The sequence below is a fragment of the Streptomyces sp. NPDC037288 genome (assembly GCF_055603265.1).
Genome location: NZ_JBVJVY010000077.1, coordinates 1 through 16465, shown reverse-complemented (window position 1 = coordinate 16465; position 16465 = coordinate 1). Strand labels below are relative to the sequence as shown.

Below are 16465 nucleotides of genomic sequence, written 5' to 3'. Positions count from 1 at the left end.
TGGGACCTCTACCTCGAGCCCAACGCCGCGCAGCTTGTCCAGCTGGCCGAGCAGGCCGCCGCCGGAACCTTGAAACTCGCACCGGAACCCATGCCACTGAGCGAGGGACCGGCTGCGTTCGCCCGAGTGGTCACCGGACGGGCCGGCGGCAAGAAGATCGTGCTCACCCCAGCATGACCCGACCGGGCACCACCCGATCCCGACGCTGGACCACGGCCCGCCACGCGCGATCGAGAAGTCCTCAGGCTGAGGGTGGGCGACCGAGGAGACGGTGGCGAGGTTTGCTTACGCCAGGGCCGCGCCGCAGCCGCCACGGCAGGACGTAACCCACACCGCTATGAGATGACGACGGCGTGGTGGTGGTGCAGCTCGATGCCGTCGGCGATCGGCAGCGTGGCGTAGAGCGCTGCCCCGGCGAGGATGGGCAGTTCGGTCAGCAGCGTGGTGCGGGTGGGCTCGCCGACCGAGTCGGCGACCTCGTCGTCGGGGTGCAGCGTGGTGAAGACGCTGATCTCGTGGGGGTTGTCGAAGTCGAACGCCACGGGTTGTCCCAGATTTTGGGTGTTGGTGTCTTCGGTGATCGGGGCCCTTGCCACAGAACCGCCCCACAGGACAAATATAGCTCATTTTCATCACCACCGGGAAGGGTGACACTCAGGTTTCCGCAGGTCAGATGACGTTCGGGGGCGGGTGCAGCCCTGTCCGGTTGCGGGCCGGCCGTGAGGCGCGGAGCGCCGAGGGCAAGGGAGGCGGCAGCGCGAAGCGAGGGACAGGGCGCGGAGGGCACTGGGACCGACTGCCGTATCCCGCAGCGCGTGAGAGCGCGCAGCGCTCGCTCCGGTCTGGCGCGGAGCGGTCGTCCGGAGCGGGCGCTGCGCAGCGAGCGAAGCACCGAGAAGAGCATCACGGACGTGTAGGTCGCGTACTTCGTCGGCAGCCCTTACGAGCCCGGCCGCCACGGGCAGCGCACCCGCCGGGAGTTCGAGTACATCCGCCACGGCACCGTCTCAATCATCGCCGCCCGGAACGTCCACACCGGCCAAGTCCTCACCGAGCGCATCGACCGCAACAACGCTGACACCTTCATCGGCTTCCTGCGCCAACTCAACGAGTCCATCCCCGCCGGCGCCAGCATCCACCTGGTCATAGACAACGGCTCATCCCACGTCGCGAAGAAGACGAAGGCCTGGCTGGCCACCCGTCCCCGCTTCAACATCCACCACACCCCCAAACACGCCAGCTGGCTCACCCAAGTCGAGCTGTTCTTCTCCACTCTGACCCGACGTCTACTACGCCGCGGCCAGTTCGCCTCCCGCGACGAACTGGCCGCGGCCATCGACACCTTCGTCCTGGCCTACGACGCACACGACGCCAAGTCCTACCGCTGGACCTACGACTGCAGCCCACTCAAAGCCGCATAAACCTCCGAAGGATCAACGCGGCGCTGCACTAGTACTGGAAGAGTACTTCCGGATTGTTCGGCGAGGGGCCGTCCAGCAGCGGACTGTTGATCCCCTTCAGCGTCTGGTCGAAGAACGCTGTCACGTACTCGCGGGTGATCACCAGCCCCCGTTCCGGGGAGAGGGGCGGCGTCGGGAACCCGGCCTCCTCCAGAAGCAGGTCCAGGTCGCTGAAGCTGAAGTGGTCGGCGCCGGCGACCGTCAGCCACTTCTTGTAGCCGCCGAGGGCGGCCCAGGTCTGCCCCCACGTGGTGTCGTGGCCGCCGACCGGGTGGTTGTCGGCCGCACCCAGCATGAGGAACGGCCGGTTGATCTGGCCGGGCATCGGGGCCGGGTGGAAGGCGCCGTCCATGTTCACTCCGGCCCGTACTCGCGGGTCGGCGATCATCGTGGCGGCGGCCGCCGCTCCGCCGAGGGAGTGTCCGGCCATGCCGATCACGTGCTTGTCGATGAGGTGTGCCAGGCGCCACGCGGTATTGCCATGCGTCAACTGGTCGATCACGAAGGACACGTCCAGCGCGCGGCTGGCGGCGACGGAGTCGAAGTCGAGCGCCGGGGCATCGCAGATCGCGCACGGCGGCGTCTGGCCGTTCGCCAGCGTCTCGCCGCTGTCCTCGTACGTGTGGCCGACGAGCGCGACGACGTAGCCGTGACTGGCCAGGTCGGTCGCGAGCGAGGTGAGCACCATGCGCGGGTCCTCATACGCGGGTGAGAGGACCACCAGCGGATACTTGCCCCTCTGCGGCCGCGCGCCGTCGAAGGCGTGAGTGGTGACGCTGGAAAGGTTCTGCGGGGTGACGCCGGAGCTCGCCGGCAACTTCCGGCGCTGGATGGATCCGGCTGCCTCGGCGAGGGTCCCATAAGGGGCCGGAGTCCCGGTCCCGGGGACGGCCGGGTAGACCATCGTGACGGTCAGTTGGCGGGGGCCGGATGACGGCACCCACGGGTCGGGGCGGCTCGCGTCGGTGAGGTGGATGACGTCCTCGCCGGCGGCGTAGGGGCCGGTCGGCGCGGGGAGCGTGCCTTGGAAGGACCGCGTGGGCGCGGTGGCCGTGGCCGGTGCGGTGTCGAACGCGTGCGTGGCCACCGGTGTGGCCGACGGTGTGGTCGTGGCGGCGAACCCGGCGCCGGTTCCGGTGACGAGGGCGGCGAGCGCCAGCACCGCGACAGCGCTGATACGGCGATTGCGCTTCATCCTGCCGGCCGGGCAGGGGCGGCCGGCGCCGCTCGAGTGTCGATCGGTCATGGCCCCACGATGTCGCACCAGGCGGCGCCGGGTCGGTAGTGTGAACCCGCCGGCCGGACGGGGGGTAAACCCTACCCCCGCTGATGGGCTCTCCTCGCTGCCGACGGGTGGTCGGGTTGGGTACCGCCCCCTTGTCGATTCGTAGCCCCCGCGAGGTACCGGAGTCATCCGCCGGGACGATGTCGTGCGGCGCGGGGTTCCCTTCGCCGGCATCGTCGAGCGCCACCTTCGTCTTGGCCTACGACGAACACGACGCCAAGCCCTACCGCTGGACCTACGACGGCAGCCCACTCAAAGCCGCATGAACCCCCGAAGGATCAACGCGGCGCTGCACTAGACGAGCACGATGCCGTACACGATGAACGGCATCGACGACGCGTCCGACGTCGGGCTTCCCCGGCGGCCCTCGCAGAACAGCACCCGCGGACCGCCGCAACAAGGCTTACCGCCATCGGTACGGCACCACCGAGCACTCGGACAGAGTGAGCCGTCGAAGCCGTAGCGGAGGGCGAGCCCGGGCATGGTCGGGTTTACCTCAACCACGCTGGAGGGCCGAAAGGGGCGGACAGGACGGAGGCGGCCGGGCCGTGGCGGGTGCGGCCGATCCCGGCGTTGATCCGGCGTGGGCGTTCGGCGAGTTCGGCGCGGACCAGGTCCAGGGGCACGGTGCACAGGGCTCCGTGCACGGTGGTGGTCGAGGCGCAGATGACCGCGCCGTCTCCGTGTTCGCCGATCACATAACCGTCCACGGCCGACACGGGCACGCGGTGATGGGCGGCGAGGGCGGCGCGGTAGCGGGCGGTGTCGGTCGCCGACCCGATCCCGTACGTGGGGGCGCCGCTGATCGTGCCGAACAGACGGGAGAGGACGTCCACGGGGTTCGTGACCACGACGACGGGACGCCTGTAGCCGGTGAAGGCACGGGCGAGTTCGGCGATCAGCGGGGCGTTCGCGGCGAGCCCGGCCGTGCGCACGTTGCGGGTGGCGGTGTTGGTGAACGGGGCCCCGGGACACATCACCACGCGTCCGCCTGGTCCAACTCGCCGACGGCGACCGCCCGCACCCGGGTACCGGCGTGGACGACGCGGGCCATGTCGCCCAGATCAGCGACCAGACCGGCGGTACTCCCGGCCGTGCTGGAGGTGATCAGCAGCGTCTCCTCCCCTGCCCCAGCGGCGTCACCAGGGCAGCTCCCGTCGGGGAGTCGTCCGCGTGCCGCAGGACCAGCGGGTGGAAGCGGTAGCGGTTCTCGCCAAGGACACCGTCGGGTTCCGCCAGGAGCAGGCTGCCATCGACCAGTTCCTCTATGGCATGTTGTCAGTGGGGCCGGTGAGAATGGCGTGATGACTCACGCGATACCCGTGCCGCTGCCGTCCGCGCTCGTCGATCACCATGCGGTCGATCTGGAGCGCAAGTACACCGAGGGCTGGGGCGTGAGAGTTGACGACGTGGCCACCGCGCCCACAGGTGAGATCTACGCCCTCTACGGCGTCCACCGTCACACCTCCGGCGTGGCTGACGACGCAGCCGACCCAGCGAAGGCGAACTTCGGCTACTCGTTGCTGACCAGGTACGCCCCGGACGGCACTCTGCTCGCCACCGCGGTCTCGGGGCAGAGCGAGTACCTGGGCCAGGACACCACTCTCGGCGGCCCCACGACAGGGCTGGGCGAGGACCTGAGGTGGGCCAAGGGACTGTGCGTCCTGCCCGACGGGACACTCGCCGCAACCGGCCCCGGAGACCAGACCCATCTGGTCACTGCGGACCTCACCGCGGTGACCGCGCGCCACGGCATGCCCCTGAGGAAGTACGACGACGGCCCGCGTGACCCGTTCGCCGCCTGGATCAGCACGACCCCGGCCGGCCGCCTGCTGTGCACGACCGGCGAGTACGGGGTCTACAACTACGCCAACCTGCTCAACAACATCGTGTCGATCGCCGACCAGCCCCTCACAACCACCTCGAAGCCGACGCTGCGGGCCCTGGCATCCATGGAGGCAGAACCCGTCAAGCACACCGAAGCCGACCTTCGGCAGGACGTCCTGTGCAACGGCAAGCCGGTCGGCATGGACCACCGGCCGCGGCCCTCGCTGACCGAGCACCTCACCGAGCTCGAGCAGACCGCACGACGGTGGGACTGGGACGACGCCCGGCTCGGCCGACCCGCAGTGGTCCGTGAGGACCTGTTCGTCATCCCCGTCTACGGACACATCTACCGGAGCGGCAGCCGCGGCCAGCGGTTCACCTTCGTCCTGGTCAGCGACAAGGGCAAGATCGTCGGCCAGCTCGGAGGCATGCACCTGCACCGCGACAGCCCCTTCACCGGCTTCTGCTTCGAGATCGCCGCTGACCCCGCACACGAGCGGATCTACCACCTCAACCGGTACGGGCTGTTCGCCTGGACGGCCACGGGCGTGCGCGCCCAACGCCTCGACCTCGAAGACAAGCGGTACAAGCTGCTCAAGCACTTCACGCTCGTGGACTGCACCCCGGCGGGTGAGCTGATCCTCGTTCACCGCACGCAGCACCTAATGCTCCGCATCCCCTCCCCCGCCTCCCTCGGCAACCTCGGCCAGGTGGTGGAGGACGCGCTGCGCTCCTACGCCAAGGAACGCACTGCCCTCAAGCGCCAGTGGCAACCGGTGAACTGGCACTGGATCGACAGCACGGCTGCCCTGCACCGCCTCTGATCGCGCAACCCAGCCGGGCTCGCGCCGCGAGACGGCGTGTGCGGGGGTGGGGCGGGCTGCGTGAGAAGGCCTGCCGGGCCTGGATGAGCACCGTCGTTCAACGGCACCGCTCCCGCGGCTTTTGCCGGGACGGCGGTGCCGTTGTCTGTGGATAGGCGCGCCCTTTGGTTCACCTGTTCATCGTTGTGCGGGCTCCTGCATGTGCTGGTGTAGGGCAGGCCTGACTGGGGCGGTGTGGTCGGGGTCGGGAGGAAGCTCCTGGTCTGCGGAGCGTGCGAGGAGGGTGTCGGACACGTCCGGCCGGTTCACAGGCGTGCGCCGTCGTCGGTGTCGGTGAGCTGCAGGATGCACGCGAGGGCGAGGGCGCTGCGAGGCTGGGGTACTTGGTCGGTCAGGAAGTCAGCGAGGGTGGTGGGCGGGGTGTGGGTCAGGACGGTCTCGCACAGGGCTTTGAGGTCCTCGGCGGCCTCGAGAGAGTCGGTGTCCGTAGTGCATGCGTAGGGGCGGGCCGGGCTGGAGGACTCCGAGGCGCAGGGGGGAACGACGTCGCGGGGCACGTTGCGTTCCTTGACGAGGCAGGCCTTGGAGAGCAGGTCGTCGAAGCGTGTCATGGAGTTGCCCCTTCGTCGGTCACGGGCGGATAGAGGGTGCTTCTCAGGAAATGCTCGGCGTGGCGCTCGCAGGAGCGCACCATGGGCGGTGCGAGGCCCAGGAGTTCGGAGACGCGTTCGGTGGACATGCGCCACAGGATGCGCAGCGCGATCACGCCGAACTGGTTGGTGGGCAGGTGGCTCATGACCTGGAACAGTGCGATGGTCTCGCTCAGCTGGCGGGTGCGCGCCTCCTCGTCGGTGAGGTAGGTGAGCGCGACGGTGTCGACGGCGGCCTTGCTAAAGCAGGGGCGGCCGTCGATGTGGGGGGTGCGGGACATGACGCTGCGGCGCAACACCGTCCAGGCGAAGCGGCGGGTGTCGGAGCTGGCCAGTGCGTCGTTCCAGGACAGCCAGAGGATGTCGAAGGTGTCGGAGACGGCGGCCTCGCATGCGAGGTCGTCGGGGACGAGCGCTTGGGCGCACAGGAGGTAGTCGTGCTCGACGCGTTCGCAGCATGCGCGGTGGTCGAGTGGCGGCGCAGCGGTGTGCGTGGTGGTCAGGGCGGTGGTGCTGTCGGTGTTGCGGTCGAGCCAGTCGCGGCTCTTGTGGGCTTCCAGGGCGGCCTGCTTCCACAGTCTCTGCAGCGGGACGTGGGGCACGCCGAGGAGGGTGGCGAGGCGGGAGAGGATTCCCAGCGGGGGTAGACGTTGGCACCGCGCAGGAGCTCGGAGAGTTTCGACTTGGCCAGGGGCATCTCGACGCTGAGGTCGCCCAGGGTGCGGCCGCTGGCGAAGTAGGCATCGCGCAGCGGCTCCAGCCATGCACAGTGACACTGCCGACGGAAGCGGTAATCGGGCCGAGTTCGCGGCCCGGCCGCCCGGCTGGCTGGGAGGGATCAGGCGGCGTCGTCCTCTTCCTCAGGAACGGCTGCCTCGCGGTGTGGCCCAGGGCCGGTGCGTGGGCGCGTATCGCCCGGACAAGGACACCGACCCGTGACCACCAGCAATGCCCGAAGGGAGGCGGCCTTGAAGGCCGTCCAGCCCCAGCGCACCGTCCTGGAGTGGTTCCCCGCCGGACTCCCCCGCGGCTCCTGGACGGCCCGTTCGCGCGTGATTGTGCACGTTGAGTGAACAGGGACTCATCTTCATCGATTTCGAACAGCCGGTGCGTCACTGTCCTGTCCGAGCTCGCCAACGGAGCGTTCTAATCACGGTCTGGTCGGTGTTTCTGTCTGCGTCAGGTGGTAACCCAGGGGAGTTGCGACGTGCTCAACGCTCTGCCCCATCCGCAGGGTCTGAATCAGGCCGGCACGCCGCAGGACCGCGGCGTGCCGACTGGCCGTGGCGTTTGATACGCCGAGCAGGGAGGCCAGTTGCCGCCCGGTGATTCCTCCGGACATGACGATGCTCTCGAGTGCCTGCGCTCTGCTGGTGCCCAGGAGCGGTCGCAGGGCTGCCCGCTGGCCAGGTCCGATGCGCGGCGCGGGTCCGGCGGGGATCCGGACGGTCAGCTGATCGCTGGCGGGTTCGGCCAAGGTGACCCGTCGGCTGAGGGCTACCGCCTGGATCTGCAGGGACCGCTGGCCGAGTTCAAGGTCCGCGTCGAAGGCCGTCGCTAGTTCCAGGACGCCGTGACGGAACCTGGTTCCGTGTCCGAGTTGCTGGAGCATTGCCGAGGCGCCACTGCCGACGTAGATCTGGGAGAGGCCGACGGCCCGGGCTGCGACCGCGGATCGGATGCCCGAGCGGTATGGCTCGATGGCGGTGCTGTGAAGGTGGGCGACGGCGTTGGCGAGGACCCTACGGGCCCGCTCCTCGCCCTCAGCGAGGGCCTTGGTGAAGGGCGTGGGACTGCGGCGGGCGAATAAGTGGGAGAGGTGCAGGAGGCTGACACCGTCAGCGAGTTCCGGCGAAATGCTGCGCGTGTAGAGCTGCACCAGCGGGTCTCGATGCTGCCCACTGCGGGCGTAAGCCCTCCCGGCTGCTGTCAGTTCGGCGTCGTAGTCCGGGCGTGCACAGACACTGACGCTGCCTAAGCCTGCGGACCCGAGATGAATCCGAATCAAGGTTGGCTCCCTGTGCACTTGACGTTCCCAACAGGGCTTTTGCGCGTGCAGACGAAAGCTACCCGTGGCCGAGTGCAACCGAAACGATGCGTACACACCACGGCGCGACGCAGGCCAACGCGACCTCGCCCTGCTCGCGACTTCTCACCGTCGCAATGCCCAGAGCCAGATCATCAGACACAGACAGGGACGAACCATGAGACCCATCAGACGATTCGTCGGCACGCTCAGCGCCGGCGTCACCCTGTTCACGCTCGCGTTCACCGCCGTCCCCGCTCAGGCGGACCCCGTAAGTCCGGCGGCCCTCGGCGCCAGCCCGGTACGGATCGCGTCCCCCGCCGGAACGACCACGCTGCCCCGGGCTGCGCGACGCGTAACGCCTGCGGCTACCACCTACGGGCCCTACCTCGTCAAGAACGTCGTCACCGGCAAATGCATCGACATTCCCGGCTACGGTGCCGGGACGGTCAACGGGCCGGTCAACGAGTACACGTGCAACGGGACGTCCGGCGACAACCAGCTGTTCTACTGGGACCATGTCGGTGACAGCTCCAACGGCTACGCGCTCTACAACCTCCGCAACGTCAAGGACAACTTGTGCCTCGACGTGCCGAACTACGGCAGTGTGAACGCCGGCACCAAGGTCAGCGAGTTCTACTGCAACCAGACGACCGGCGACAACCAGCTCTACGCTCAAGTCGCTCGCTCAGACGGCTTCTGGCTCGTCAACCTTGCCAGCGGCCTGTGCCTCGACGTCGACGGCGTACGCACCGGCGGCGACAACGCCCGGCTCACGCTGTATTACTGCAGCGACAACGACGACCACCACTGGACGATCCCGTAAGCGGACATCTTCGGCCTTGGTGCGGAGCCCACCCGCCGCACCAAGGCGATCCGCGTGTGCTCGCCCCCCCGTCTTGGGACACTCCGGCACCAGCGGTGTGCCGACGTCATCGAGGGCGCCGCCGCGTACATGGCCCGCGTCCACGGCTGGCGCAACCTTCACCTGTACCCGAGAGACGACCACTCGGTGCTCATCCCCCGCATCCCCCGCGCCGTCCATACGAGTTCGGGTCGAAGGTTTACCGTCGGGGGTAGGACGAGCTACCGCATCTGGCAGCTAGCCGAGCGCTCTGGCGTACCGGGCTCTTGGTCAGGGTGCGGCCGAGAAGGGGCAGCAGGCGGTCCCAGTGAAGCTGCAGCGCGGCGGGGTCGAAGGCATCGGTGTCGGACATGGTGAAGCCGTGGACGGTGCCGGGGTAGATCTCGGAGGTGTAGCCGGCACCCGCCGCGTCCAGGCCTTGTTGAGCTCGCCGAGGGCTTCGGGCCTCAAGTCGCCCTCGGCGTGGCCGAAGTGGACCTCGGCGGCGAGCTTGGAGAGGCTGTCGGGCCCGTCGGCGCCCACCGGGCCGTGGAATGCGGCGAGAGCGGCTACCTGGCCGGGGTGCGGCGCGAACGGCGCGGCCACCATCGCCGCCGCCGGTGGAGGGCGCCGCCTGCTCACCGCACTGGCCACTACCGCCGTCCGCGCGGCCCGCTGGCACCGAACCCGGCAAGTAGGAGGTTGCTGCGATGACTTCACCGTCCCCGCGCGGCTGCCGCCCCGGCCGGCGCCATACCCACCTCATCGGCCTCCTGGCCGCCCTCAAAGACCGCAGCCGGCTCTCCTACGCCCAGCTGGCCGCCCGCACCGCCGGGCTCAAGGGCGCCGACGGCGTGTCCGCGAGCACCCTCAAGCGCGCCGTCGACCCCCGCGCCATACCCCAGGAGCACGTGGTGACCGCCTTCGTCCGCGCCTGCGGCGCCGCGGTCGAGGTCGAGCGCGACATGCTGAACGTGTGGCGGGCCGCCCGCGCCGAGAACCGCGGCATCCTCGGCGAGCTGCGGGCCCCGTCCGTCTCCAGCGTCCGCACCCGCGCCGACTTCCGAGCGGCCCTTGTCGCCGCCTACGAACGCGCGGGCGCCCCGCCCCTGCGCGTCCTGCAGTCCCGCGCCGGCATCCGGGAGGCCGGCGGCGCCCTGCTGCTGCCGCTGACCACCGCTTGGCGCATTACCCGCCGCGAGGGTCTGGGCCTGCCAACTGGACCCAGTGCGAGGCCTTCCTGCGCGGCTGCGGCATTCACCCCCGCCGCATGGGCCCCTGGCAGGACGCCTGGAAACGCACCCGGAGGCTTCCACGGGCCGACCTCGGCCCCTCCGCCGCCGACGTCCGCCGGACCGCCCGCGTCGTAGCGGACACCGGCGCCCGCTACGACGTCGCCCGGCTCGCCGCAGGCATCAGACCAGTCGTAGAAGCCATCGCCGCAGACCCCGTCATCCGCAACACCCCCACCGCGCTGGCCGCGGGCGTCCAGGGGTTCGCGGATGCACTCGCTGTCATGTACCGGTCGACCATCCAGCCGGGCGCACCGTAACGGCACCACCGCGCCTGGCTGGATCACCGCCACCAACCTCGTTACCCACGGCATCGACCCCGCCCGGCTCGACGCCGTCGTCGTCACCCCCCACGCCGCCGACGACCGCAGCATCGACCTCATCACCCGCACCCCCGACGGCCACACCACCGCCTTCCAGGTCAAGAGCCACCAGCAACGGCACGGCCCTTCCCCTGCGTTGCCGGGCGCACCGCCACCATCCGCGACCGCCGCCTGACCAGCGCGGCGGGGAAGGGTGAAGGGCGGGCCCGCAGTGCTGGGCGCGGCCCGGGGCCGCTGGCCCCGGAGGCCGGACTGGCGGGCTTCGTCGCCGTCCCGCCCGCCGCCGTTGCCCGGTATTCGGCGCGGCCCGTACGCCGACTGCCGGTGAGGCCGGGGAAGGGCGGCGTCGTACGAGGCCGGCGGCCTGCTGTTTGGCCGGGCACGCCCGAATCGCCCGCTCCCGCCGAGCAGCAGGCCCTCCTCCTGGCAGCCCACGCACCGGCGGCGGGATCCGGCTGGCGCCAACCTACTTGCGGTGAGCGGCAGTCGGCGCGCCGGTGTCGGGCGGGACAGGATCATCGGCGCGCGGGGTCCGGGGGGCGATCGCGGCCAGCAGCCGGCCGGCCGCGTCCACTCCCCCGCTGCCGGTGACCAGCTCGGCCCACGAGAGGGCCGGATCGCCCAGGAAGGTGGGGTCGGCGGCGACGAGGTAATGCAGGACCACCGTGTAGCCGTCGGCGCCAGCGTCCTACGCTGCGGCCAGAGCGGCGGCGGTCGCCGTCGGCCCGTGTGCGGCGGCCGCCTCGGCCAGGTCCTCGGCGTCCAGGGCGGCGGTGGCCTTTGGCCGGCTCCAGCCCGGGTGCGGTGCGCAGGTACGGGCCGGCGCATTGAAGACGCTTCACTGCGGCCAGCACCGGTTCCCAGTCGGCCAGGCCAACAGCCGCGCGGGCAGGACGGGCAGCCAGCCCCAGACCCGCAGCCGTCCTGGTCCAGCTCGGCAGCTACCGAAGGCTCCGGTGCCGGACAACGAGAAGGTCTGAGCCTCTCGCGTCAGCCGGGCCCCACCCACCCCCTCGGCTGCGAGCCCGTACCCAAACGACGAGGGGGCTGGCGGCTCCACGTGAGTGACCGCCGGATATGACCACAGCGTCCCCCATCCTCTAGCTCACGTAAAGTCGTCTCACTGAGAGTGCAGGATTGTCTCAGTCTCTGAAGCTTCGCAGGTCACAGGGCAGATTCGCCAGCCAGAACCCGCTTGACCACATTCTCAATTTTTGAAGCGCTACAGGTCAGAGAGTTACAAAAGGACCTTCAGCCCGCAAATCAGTTTAGACGACATAGTTGTTACCCAGGAGATCGACCAGCGCATCCTGGATGCTCGCGTTCTTGATACCGGAGTCGGTGAGGAGAACCTTCACCATGTCCTTTCCAAGGGGATGGCTGCGCGTCAGCAACCGGCCGTTGCCAACGCGTCACAGCCGCCACCATGTCATGGCTGCATCAGGAGCATGCACTGACGTGCCGTCACCATTGCCGTCAAACAGCCAGAAGCCTCCCCCGGAACATTCTGGGAGAGGCTTCCGGGATTTCTCTAATTCAGCTACTTCGGAAAATCATCCATGACGGGCACCCCTGCTTCACGCATGAGCCGCACCACCTCATCGTGAAGGTCGTCATCATCAATGAGCTCTGCGGATCGACCAAGAACGTCGTAAATCACTAGCCCGCCGTCCCCGGCCGATTCGTCCACGCTGATCAACACGTACCGACCCTTCGGAGCTTCCCAAAGGTACCTGAATTCATCCAGACTCATGGAGCGAACGTCCCGTCTCTCATCCAACGCCCTCCATATCTTATGGCGGAACCGTCAGGTAGGACGACCTGGCTGGAGACCTGCGGTGAGCCAGCCTTCCGAAGGGCCGCCAACACATTCAAGTCACCCCGGCTCGCGTATGGGGTTCCACCAGGATGAGTGTGCGAGATACAGCGGACATCCTCGCCGACGGGTACGCTCACAGCTCGTTCCCTACCGGAGTAAAGCCAGTACGACCCACCACCGCCGTTACGCCCGGGTCCAATCCGGTAAACCAGGGCAAATTCGACTCCATGTTCCGCACTCAGCGCCGCCATTCGATCACCGCCCAGGCGTCCAGGGATTCGAACTCCTGTACTACCGGGCAGGTTCGCATTGGCAGCACCTTCAGCAGCTGTCGCACTGACTCCGTTTGCCGTGCGAAGGTCACCTAGCACAGCCGCTTCGCTGAACATTCTGGCGCCGAAGAGCTCGGGCGCTGCGGCGGAGAGTATCCCGCCGATTCCCGTTCCGTTGCCGTAGGCCTCTGAGTCGACGTCGACGTCGTGATCAGCTGCTTCTTTGCGCATCGCGTCGCTGGCGCAGTCCACGCTGCCAAAAAGCTTGAACAAGTTGCAGCCGTAGGTGACGGTGTCGACGGCGCCTTGCAGGATGCCCCAGACGAGATCCTTGTCGTCGCCTGGTGCTCCCTGTTCCCAGTGCTTCTTGCAGATGCCGCCGCGGATGCAGCTGTAGCCCCAGTGGCCAGCATCAGGCGCGCTCGTTTGACCGTCACTGCTGGTGGGCGCAGTGCCTGTACCGCCTAGACTTCCGTCCCCGTGCTCTTGCCCCTGCCTCTTCTCCCACTCTTCAACCGACTTCTGCCCCCCGCACATCCCGTCCGGCATGCAGATGCCTTGTCCTGACGGGTCGCTGGAGGTGACTGGTGTGTTGTTGGCGTATGCGTAGCCGTTGAGTGATTGGTGCTGGTCCAGGCTCAGAAGCGGGTCGACGCTGATGAATTGTCCGATGGTGGTGTCGTATTCGCGAGCTCCCACGTGGGTCAGGCCAGTTGTGCCGTCGGCCGGCTTGCCGAGGAACGTTTTGTCGTCGGGCCACGACGTCGGCTGCTTGCCGCGCGGGGCGCCGAAGGGCGTGCTGTAGCGCTTGGTGACCGCGTATGTGTTCGCGTCGAGGGCGATGCTGGACGTGCCGTGCTGGTCGGCTGCAAGGAAGCTGAGCTTCGTACCCGGCACTCCGGACGTCGCCGTGCGGACGGCGATGGTTTGGCCGTTTGCCGTGTAGGAGCGAGCGCCGGAGGCGGTTTTGGTTGTGTCCTTGGTAGTGAGGTGCAGTTCTGTGCCGGCGCCCAGGTATAGGACGCTTTCGCCGTCGCCCTTGGCGCGACGGATCAGCAGTTCGCCGTTGGCATCGTAGAGGTAGCTAGTCTCTTTGGCACCGTCGGTGAGCTTGGCGAGGTCTCCCTCGGTGTTCCAGGCCAAGGCCTGCTGGGTCGTCGCCTGTGTCCTGATGTCCAGGGGGCCGGGGCGGGAGGTGGTGTTGCCCCTGCTGTCGTAGGAGTAGGTGGCCGGGCGGGCGCCGGTCGTCTTGTCCAGGGTGTGCGGCTTGTTGTCAGTGGTGTCGTTGTAGGTGTACGTCGTGGTTTTGTCGCCTGATGTGTTGTGCTGGGTTTCCGTCTTGCGCTGGCCAGCGTCGTTGTACGTGTACGACGTCCAGTACGGGGCCGCCCCGTCGATGTCGGAGACGGTGCGGCCGGAGGCCGCGCAGTCTGCGGTCTTCGGGGTCCACGCCTCGGTGAGGCGGCGGTTGCCGTCGTAGGCGAAGCACTGATAGTCGGCCTTGGCCGTGCCTCCTTGCGTGGTGCCGTCGAAGACGGAGCTGACATTGCCGGCGTCGTCCTGGGTGAACTTCAGCTCCTGTGGCATGTAGCCGTGGACGTCGTCGGTGGCGTAGGAACGGGTGAGTCGGCGGGTGCCTTCCTCGTAGTCCCAGGTGAGGTAGGCCTTCTTCGCCGACGACGAGCCGTCCATGCCCAGGGTGAGCTGGCGCAGGTCGCCCTGTGGGGAGAACGCGGCGCCCTGGAGGTAGCCGGTGGTGCCCTTTGAGGTGAGCTGGTCGCCCATGGCGTCGTAGGTGTAGGAGACCGTCTCGGCTGCCAGGCCGCCCGCGGCCGGGGCGGAGTACTGGCTGATCGACCCGTCCAGGTTGAAGCCGGTGGTGAACGACAGCTTGTTCGGCACGTAACCCCCGGAGACCAGAGGCTCTGTGTCGGGGAGGATCAGCTGGCTGCCGGTCACGTGGTACATCGAGTCGTAGGACGTGACCTTCTCGGTGTAGGCCTTGCCGCTCTCGCCGCCGTCGTAGCGGGTGGCGGTGTCCTGCTGGCCCTTGGCGAGTTGGTCGTAGTCCCAGGCGGCGAGTTTGTTGGCGTCGGTCTTGTCGACCTGCCACATGTCGGTCTTACGGCCGAGGTCGTCGTAGGCGTACAGCAGTTTCTTCGACGGGTCGTCGTTCGGGGTGGCGCTGATGACCTGGTCAAGGGTGTTGTACGCGGTGGTGGTCTTGCCCTTGTCGGGATCTGTCGCCGTGACCTGGCGGCCGAAGAGATCGTAGGTGTAGGACCATTTCGTCTTGTCAGGACCGGTAACCGTCTCCTGCTGGCCGGCAGGGGTGTAAGTGAAGTCGGTCGTGGTGAAGTCCGTGCCGGTCGGAGTGGTCTCGGCGTACTCGCGGCGCTGAATCGTCTGGCCGAGCGCGTTGGTGATCACGGTGGTCGCCTGTCCGCCGGTCGGGGCGGTGGTGGCGACGGTGTCACCGGTGTAGCCGGTATCGATCGTCCAGCGGGCGTCGCCGTGGACCTTCGTCACCGCCTTCGTCGGCCGGCCTGCGCCGTCGTACGTCGTGTCCGTCTCGATAGGTGCCTGGCCGCCGGAGATCTCCGCTGCCTTGGAGCTGGGGAGTGAGGTGCTGTCCCAGATGTCGGACTGCTGACTGACCGCGAGACCCCGAGCGTCATAGAGCGTCAACGAGATGAGGCGGCCGCCCTGCGGCGTCGGCGACTGAATCTGGCGCGAACGCAGCAAGGAGTCGTAGAACTCATAACTGGTGTTGTATCCCGAGCCGTCGTATTTCAGGGTGCCGGTGGAAACCCATGACATGCCGGTTTCGTCACTGGTGACATAGTAGTTGCAGACGTAGTTCGGGGTCTTGCCCAGCGCCTTGGAGCGGTTGGGCAACCAGAGCTTGCTGATGCGGCCGAGGCTGTCGTATTCGCTCTCGGTGACCTTGTTGTTTGGGTCGGTGACTTTCAGACTGGCGCCGGTCGCGAAGTCCAGCGCGGTGGTCGTCTTGTACGTCTTGGCGTCGGCGACCGTTGTCGATGTCAGCGGGCCTGCGTCCGTCGGTACGTAGGTGGTTGAGGAGACGGTGAGGTCGTTGGTGTTCTTGACGGTCTTGGGGCGTCCAAGAGTGTCGTACCAGGTCGTGGACACCTTCTGCCAGAGTGGGGCATCGTCGTTGCCGTATGCTTTGGCCCGCCCCGTCCAGGTGGCGTCACCCTTGGTGGGCTTCTGCGATGCCGACCACGTGGTGGCTGAGGTGTCGTCGTAGACCGTGGCCGTGTCGGAGATGACGTCACCTGCACGCTTGGAATCGGCGGGCAGGTTGAGCGCCGAGTCCGCGGTTGTGCAGGGCGCGGCGACGGTTCGGGTGCGGGTGACAAGGGAGTTGATGCCCTTGTCGTCGTTGCGGGCATACCAGGTGCGGGTGCACTTCCCGTCGCCCGTGGCCGCGTCGTCGCCCTCGTCCTCGACGGTCTCGGCCATGCCGTAGTCGTCGTAGGTCGTCTTCACCGTATGCACTCGGTCGAACGGGGTGAGCTTGCTGGTGATGTTGGTGCGCGTGTGGGTGGCACCGGTGCGGACGTAGTACGCCTCGGTGTCCGCGTAGGACTTGTGCTGGGTTGCCGTCCGCTTCGACCACGGGTCACTGATGGTGCCGCTGACCTCAGTGTCGTTGTTGTAGGTGACCGACTCTCGGGTGAAGCCCGCATATTGGTCGGCGTCCGTGATCTCGTCGGCCTTGATCCCTGAGAGGGCATTTGATCTAGGCGAATTGCCCTTTCTGTTCTAGTAAGTCCCTCGCCAGGTTGGTGTCGTCTCGTCCGTTATGCGCTTGGTGAG

15 protein-coding genes and 2 pseudogenes are annotated in these 16465 nt (G+C 67.9%); 7 read left to right on the top strand and 10 right to left on the bottom strand.

Annotation, left to right across the window (positions count from 1 at the left end; all coding sequences use genetic code 11):
- Nucleotides 1-335: 335 nt before the first annotated feature.
- Complete coding sequence (locus ACZ7GZ_RS39730; RefSeq protein WP_471032226.1) at nucleotides 336-542, bottom strand: hypothetical protein; 207 nt, start codon at nucleotides 540-542, stop codon at nucleotides 336-338.
- 447 nt (nucleotides 543-989) lie between these two features.
- On the opposite strand from ACZ7GZ_RS39730, the gene ACZ7GZ_RS39725 reads away from it, so the two are divergent.
- Nucleotides 990-1421, top strand: a complete 432-nt coding sequence (locus ACZ7GZ_RS39725) for an IS630 family transposase (RefSeq protein WP_471032228.1) — start codon at nucleotides 990-992, stop codon at nucleotides 1419-1421.
- Between the two features lie 28 nt (nucleotides 1422-1449).
- Here ACZ7GZ_RS39725 and ACZ7GZ_RS39720 read toward each other — a convergent pair whose 3' ends face one another.
- Nucleotides 1450-2706, bottom strand: coding sequence for an alpha/beta hydrolase family protein (locus ACZ7GZ_RS39720; RefSeq protein ID WP_471032225.1), 1257 nt, complete (start codon nucleotides 2704-2706; stop codon nucleotides 1450-1452).
- A 530-nt stretch (nucleotides 2707-3236) separates the two neighbouring features.
- The gene (locus ACZ7GZ_RS39715; protein ID WP_471032222.1) at nucleotides 3237-3728 is read right to left on the bottom strand and encodes a hypothetical protein; all 492 of its coding nucleotides are present in this window, start codon (nucleotides 3726-3728) and stop codon (nucleotides 3237-3239) included.
- Nucleotides 3729-3918: 190 nt separating this feature from the next.
- On the opposite strand from ACZ7GZ_RS39715, the gene ACZ7GZ_RS39710 reads away from it, so the two are divergent.
- Together ACZ7GZ_RS39710 and ACZ7GZ_RS39705 are read left to right on the top strand one after the other, a co-directional pair.
- Complete coding sequence (locus tag ACZ7GZ_RS39710; protein WP_471032220.1) at nucleotides 3919-4050, top strand: hypothetical protein; 132 nt, start codon at nucleotides 3919-3921, stop codon at nucleotides 4048-4050.
- Nucleotides 4050-5396, top strand: coding sequence for a hypothetical protein (locus tag ACZ7GZ_RS39705; protein ID WP_471032218.1), 1347 nt, complete (start codon nucleotides 4050-4052; stop codon nucleotides 5394-5396). The genes ACZ7GZ_RS39710 and ACZ7GZ_RS39705 overlap by 1 nt, the downstream gene beginning before the upstream one ends.
- A 305-nt stretch (nucleotides 5397-5701) precedes the next feature.
- Here the strand turns inward: ACZ7GZ_RS39705 and ACZ7GZ_RS39700 are convergent, their stop codons facing one another.
- The gene (locus ACZ7GZ_RS39700; RefSeq protein ID WP_471032216.1) at nucleotides 5702-6007 is read right to left on the bottom strand and encodes a hypothetical protein; all 306 of its coding nucleotides are present in this window, start codon (nucleotides 6005-6007) and stop codon (nucleotides 5702-5704) included.
- Nucleotides 6004-6648 (bottom strand): sigma-70 RNA polymerase sigma factor region 4 domain-containing protein, encoded by a 645-nt coding sequence (locus ACZ7GZ_RS39695; RefSeq protein ID WP_471032214.1) that lies wholly within the window; start codon nucleotides 6646-6648, stop codon nucleotides 6004-6006. Before ACZ7GZ_RS39695 ends, ACZ7GZ_RS39700 begins: the two co-directional genes overlap by 4 nt.
- Nucleotides 6649-6981: 333 nt before the next feature.
- Here ACZ7GZ_RS39695 and ACZ7GZ_RS39690 point away from each other — a divergent pair, with 333 nt between their 5' ends.
- Nucleotides 6982-7119: a hypothetical protein gene (locus ACZ7GZ_RS39690; RefSeq protein ID WP_471032213.1), complete on the top strand. Its 138-nt coding sequence runs from the start codon at nucleotides 6982-6984 to the stop codon at nucleotides 7117-7119.
- Nucleotides 7120-7196: 77 nt separating this feature from the next.
- Here ACZ7GZ_RS39690 and ACZ7GZ_RS39685 read toward each other — a convergent pair whose 3' ends face one another.
- Nucleotides 7197-7925, bottom strand: coding sequence for a winged helix-turn-helix domain-containing protein (locus tag ACZ7GZ_RS39685; RefSeq protein WP_471032211.1), 729 nt, complete (start codon nucleotides 7923-7925; stop codon nucleotides 7197-7199).
- A gap of 325 nt (nucleotides 7926-8250) precedes the next feature.
- On the opposite strand from ACZ7GZ_RS39685, the gene ACZ7GZ_RS39680 reads away from it, so the two are divergent.
- Nucleotides 8251-8898, top strand: coding sequence for an RICIN domain-containing protein (locus ACZ7GZ_RS39680; protein ID WP_471032210.1), 648 nt, complete (start codon nucleotides 8251-8253; stop codon nucleotides 8896-8898).
- A gap of 238 nt (nucleotides 8899-9136) precedes the next feature.
- On the opposite strand, the pseudogene ACZ7GZ_RS39675 reads toward ACZ7GZ_RS39680, so the two are convergent.
- Nucleotides 9137-9507: pseudogene (locus ACZ7GZ_RS39675) on the bottom strand (dienelactone hydrolase family protein); the annotation flags it as partial.
- A gap of 119 nt (nucleotides 9508-9626) precedes the next feature.
- Between ACZ7GZ_RS39675 and ACZ7GZ_RS39670 the strand changes: the two are divergent.
- Both ACZ7GZ_RS39670 and ACZ7GZ_RS39665 read left to right on the top strand, forming a co-directional pair.
- Nucleotides 9627-10286 (top strand): helix-turn-helix domain-containing protein, encoded by a 660-nt coding sequence (locus ACZ7GZ_RS39670; RefSeq protein ID WP_471032207.1) that lies wholly within the window; start codon nucleotides 9627-9629, stop codon nucleotides 10284-10286.
- 132 nt (nucleotides 10287-10418) lie between these two features.
- Nucleotides 10419-10706: a hypothetical protein gene (locus ACZ7GZ_RS39665; RefSeq protein ID WP_471032206.1), complete on the top strand. Its 288-nt coding sequence runs from the start codon at nucleotides 10419-10421 to the stop codon at nucleotides 10704-10706.
- Between the two features lie 291 nt (nucleotides 10707-10997).
- Here the strand turns inward: ACZ7GZ_RS39665 and ACZ7GZ_RS39660 are convergent, their stop codons facing one another.
- The 3 genes and pseudogenes from ACZ7GZ_RS39660 to ACZ7GZ_RS39650 form a co-directional block, all read right to left on the bottom strand.
- Nucleotides 10998-11195, bottom strand: coding sequence for a hypothetical protein (locus ACZ7GZ_RS39660; protein ID WP_471032205.1), 198 nt, complete (start codon nucleotides 11193-11195; stop codon nucleotides 10998-11000).
- Nucleotides 11196-12071: 876 nt separating this feature from the next.
- Nucleotides 12072-12284: a hypothetical protein gene (locus ACZ7GZ_RS39655; RefSeq protein WP_471032204.1), complete on the bottom strand. Its 213-nt coding sequence runs from the start codon at nucleotides 12282-12284 to the stop codon at nucleotides 12072-12074.
- A gap of 866 nt (nucleotides 12285-13150) precedes the next feature.
- A pseudogene (locus ACZ7GZ_RS39650) lies at nucleotides 13151-16378 on the bottom strand (RHS repeat domain-containing protein); the annotation flags it as partial.
- Between the last annotated feature and the right edge of the window lie 87 nt (nucleotides 16379-16465).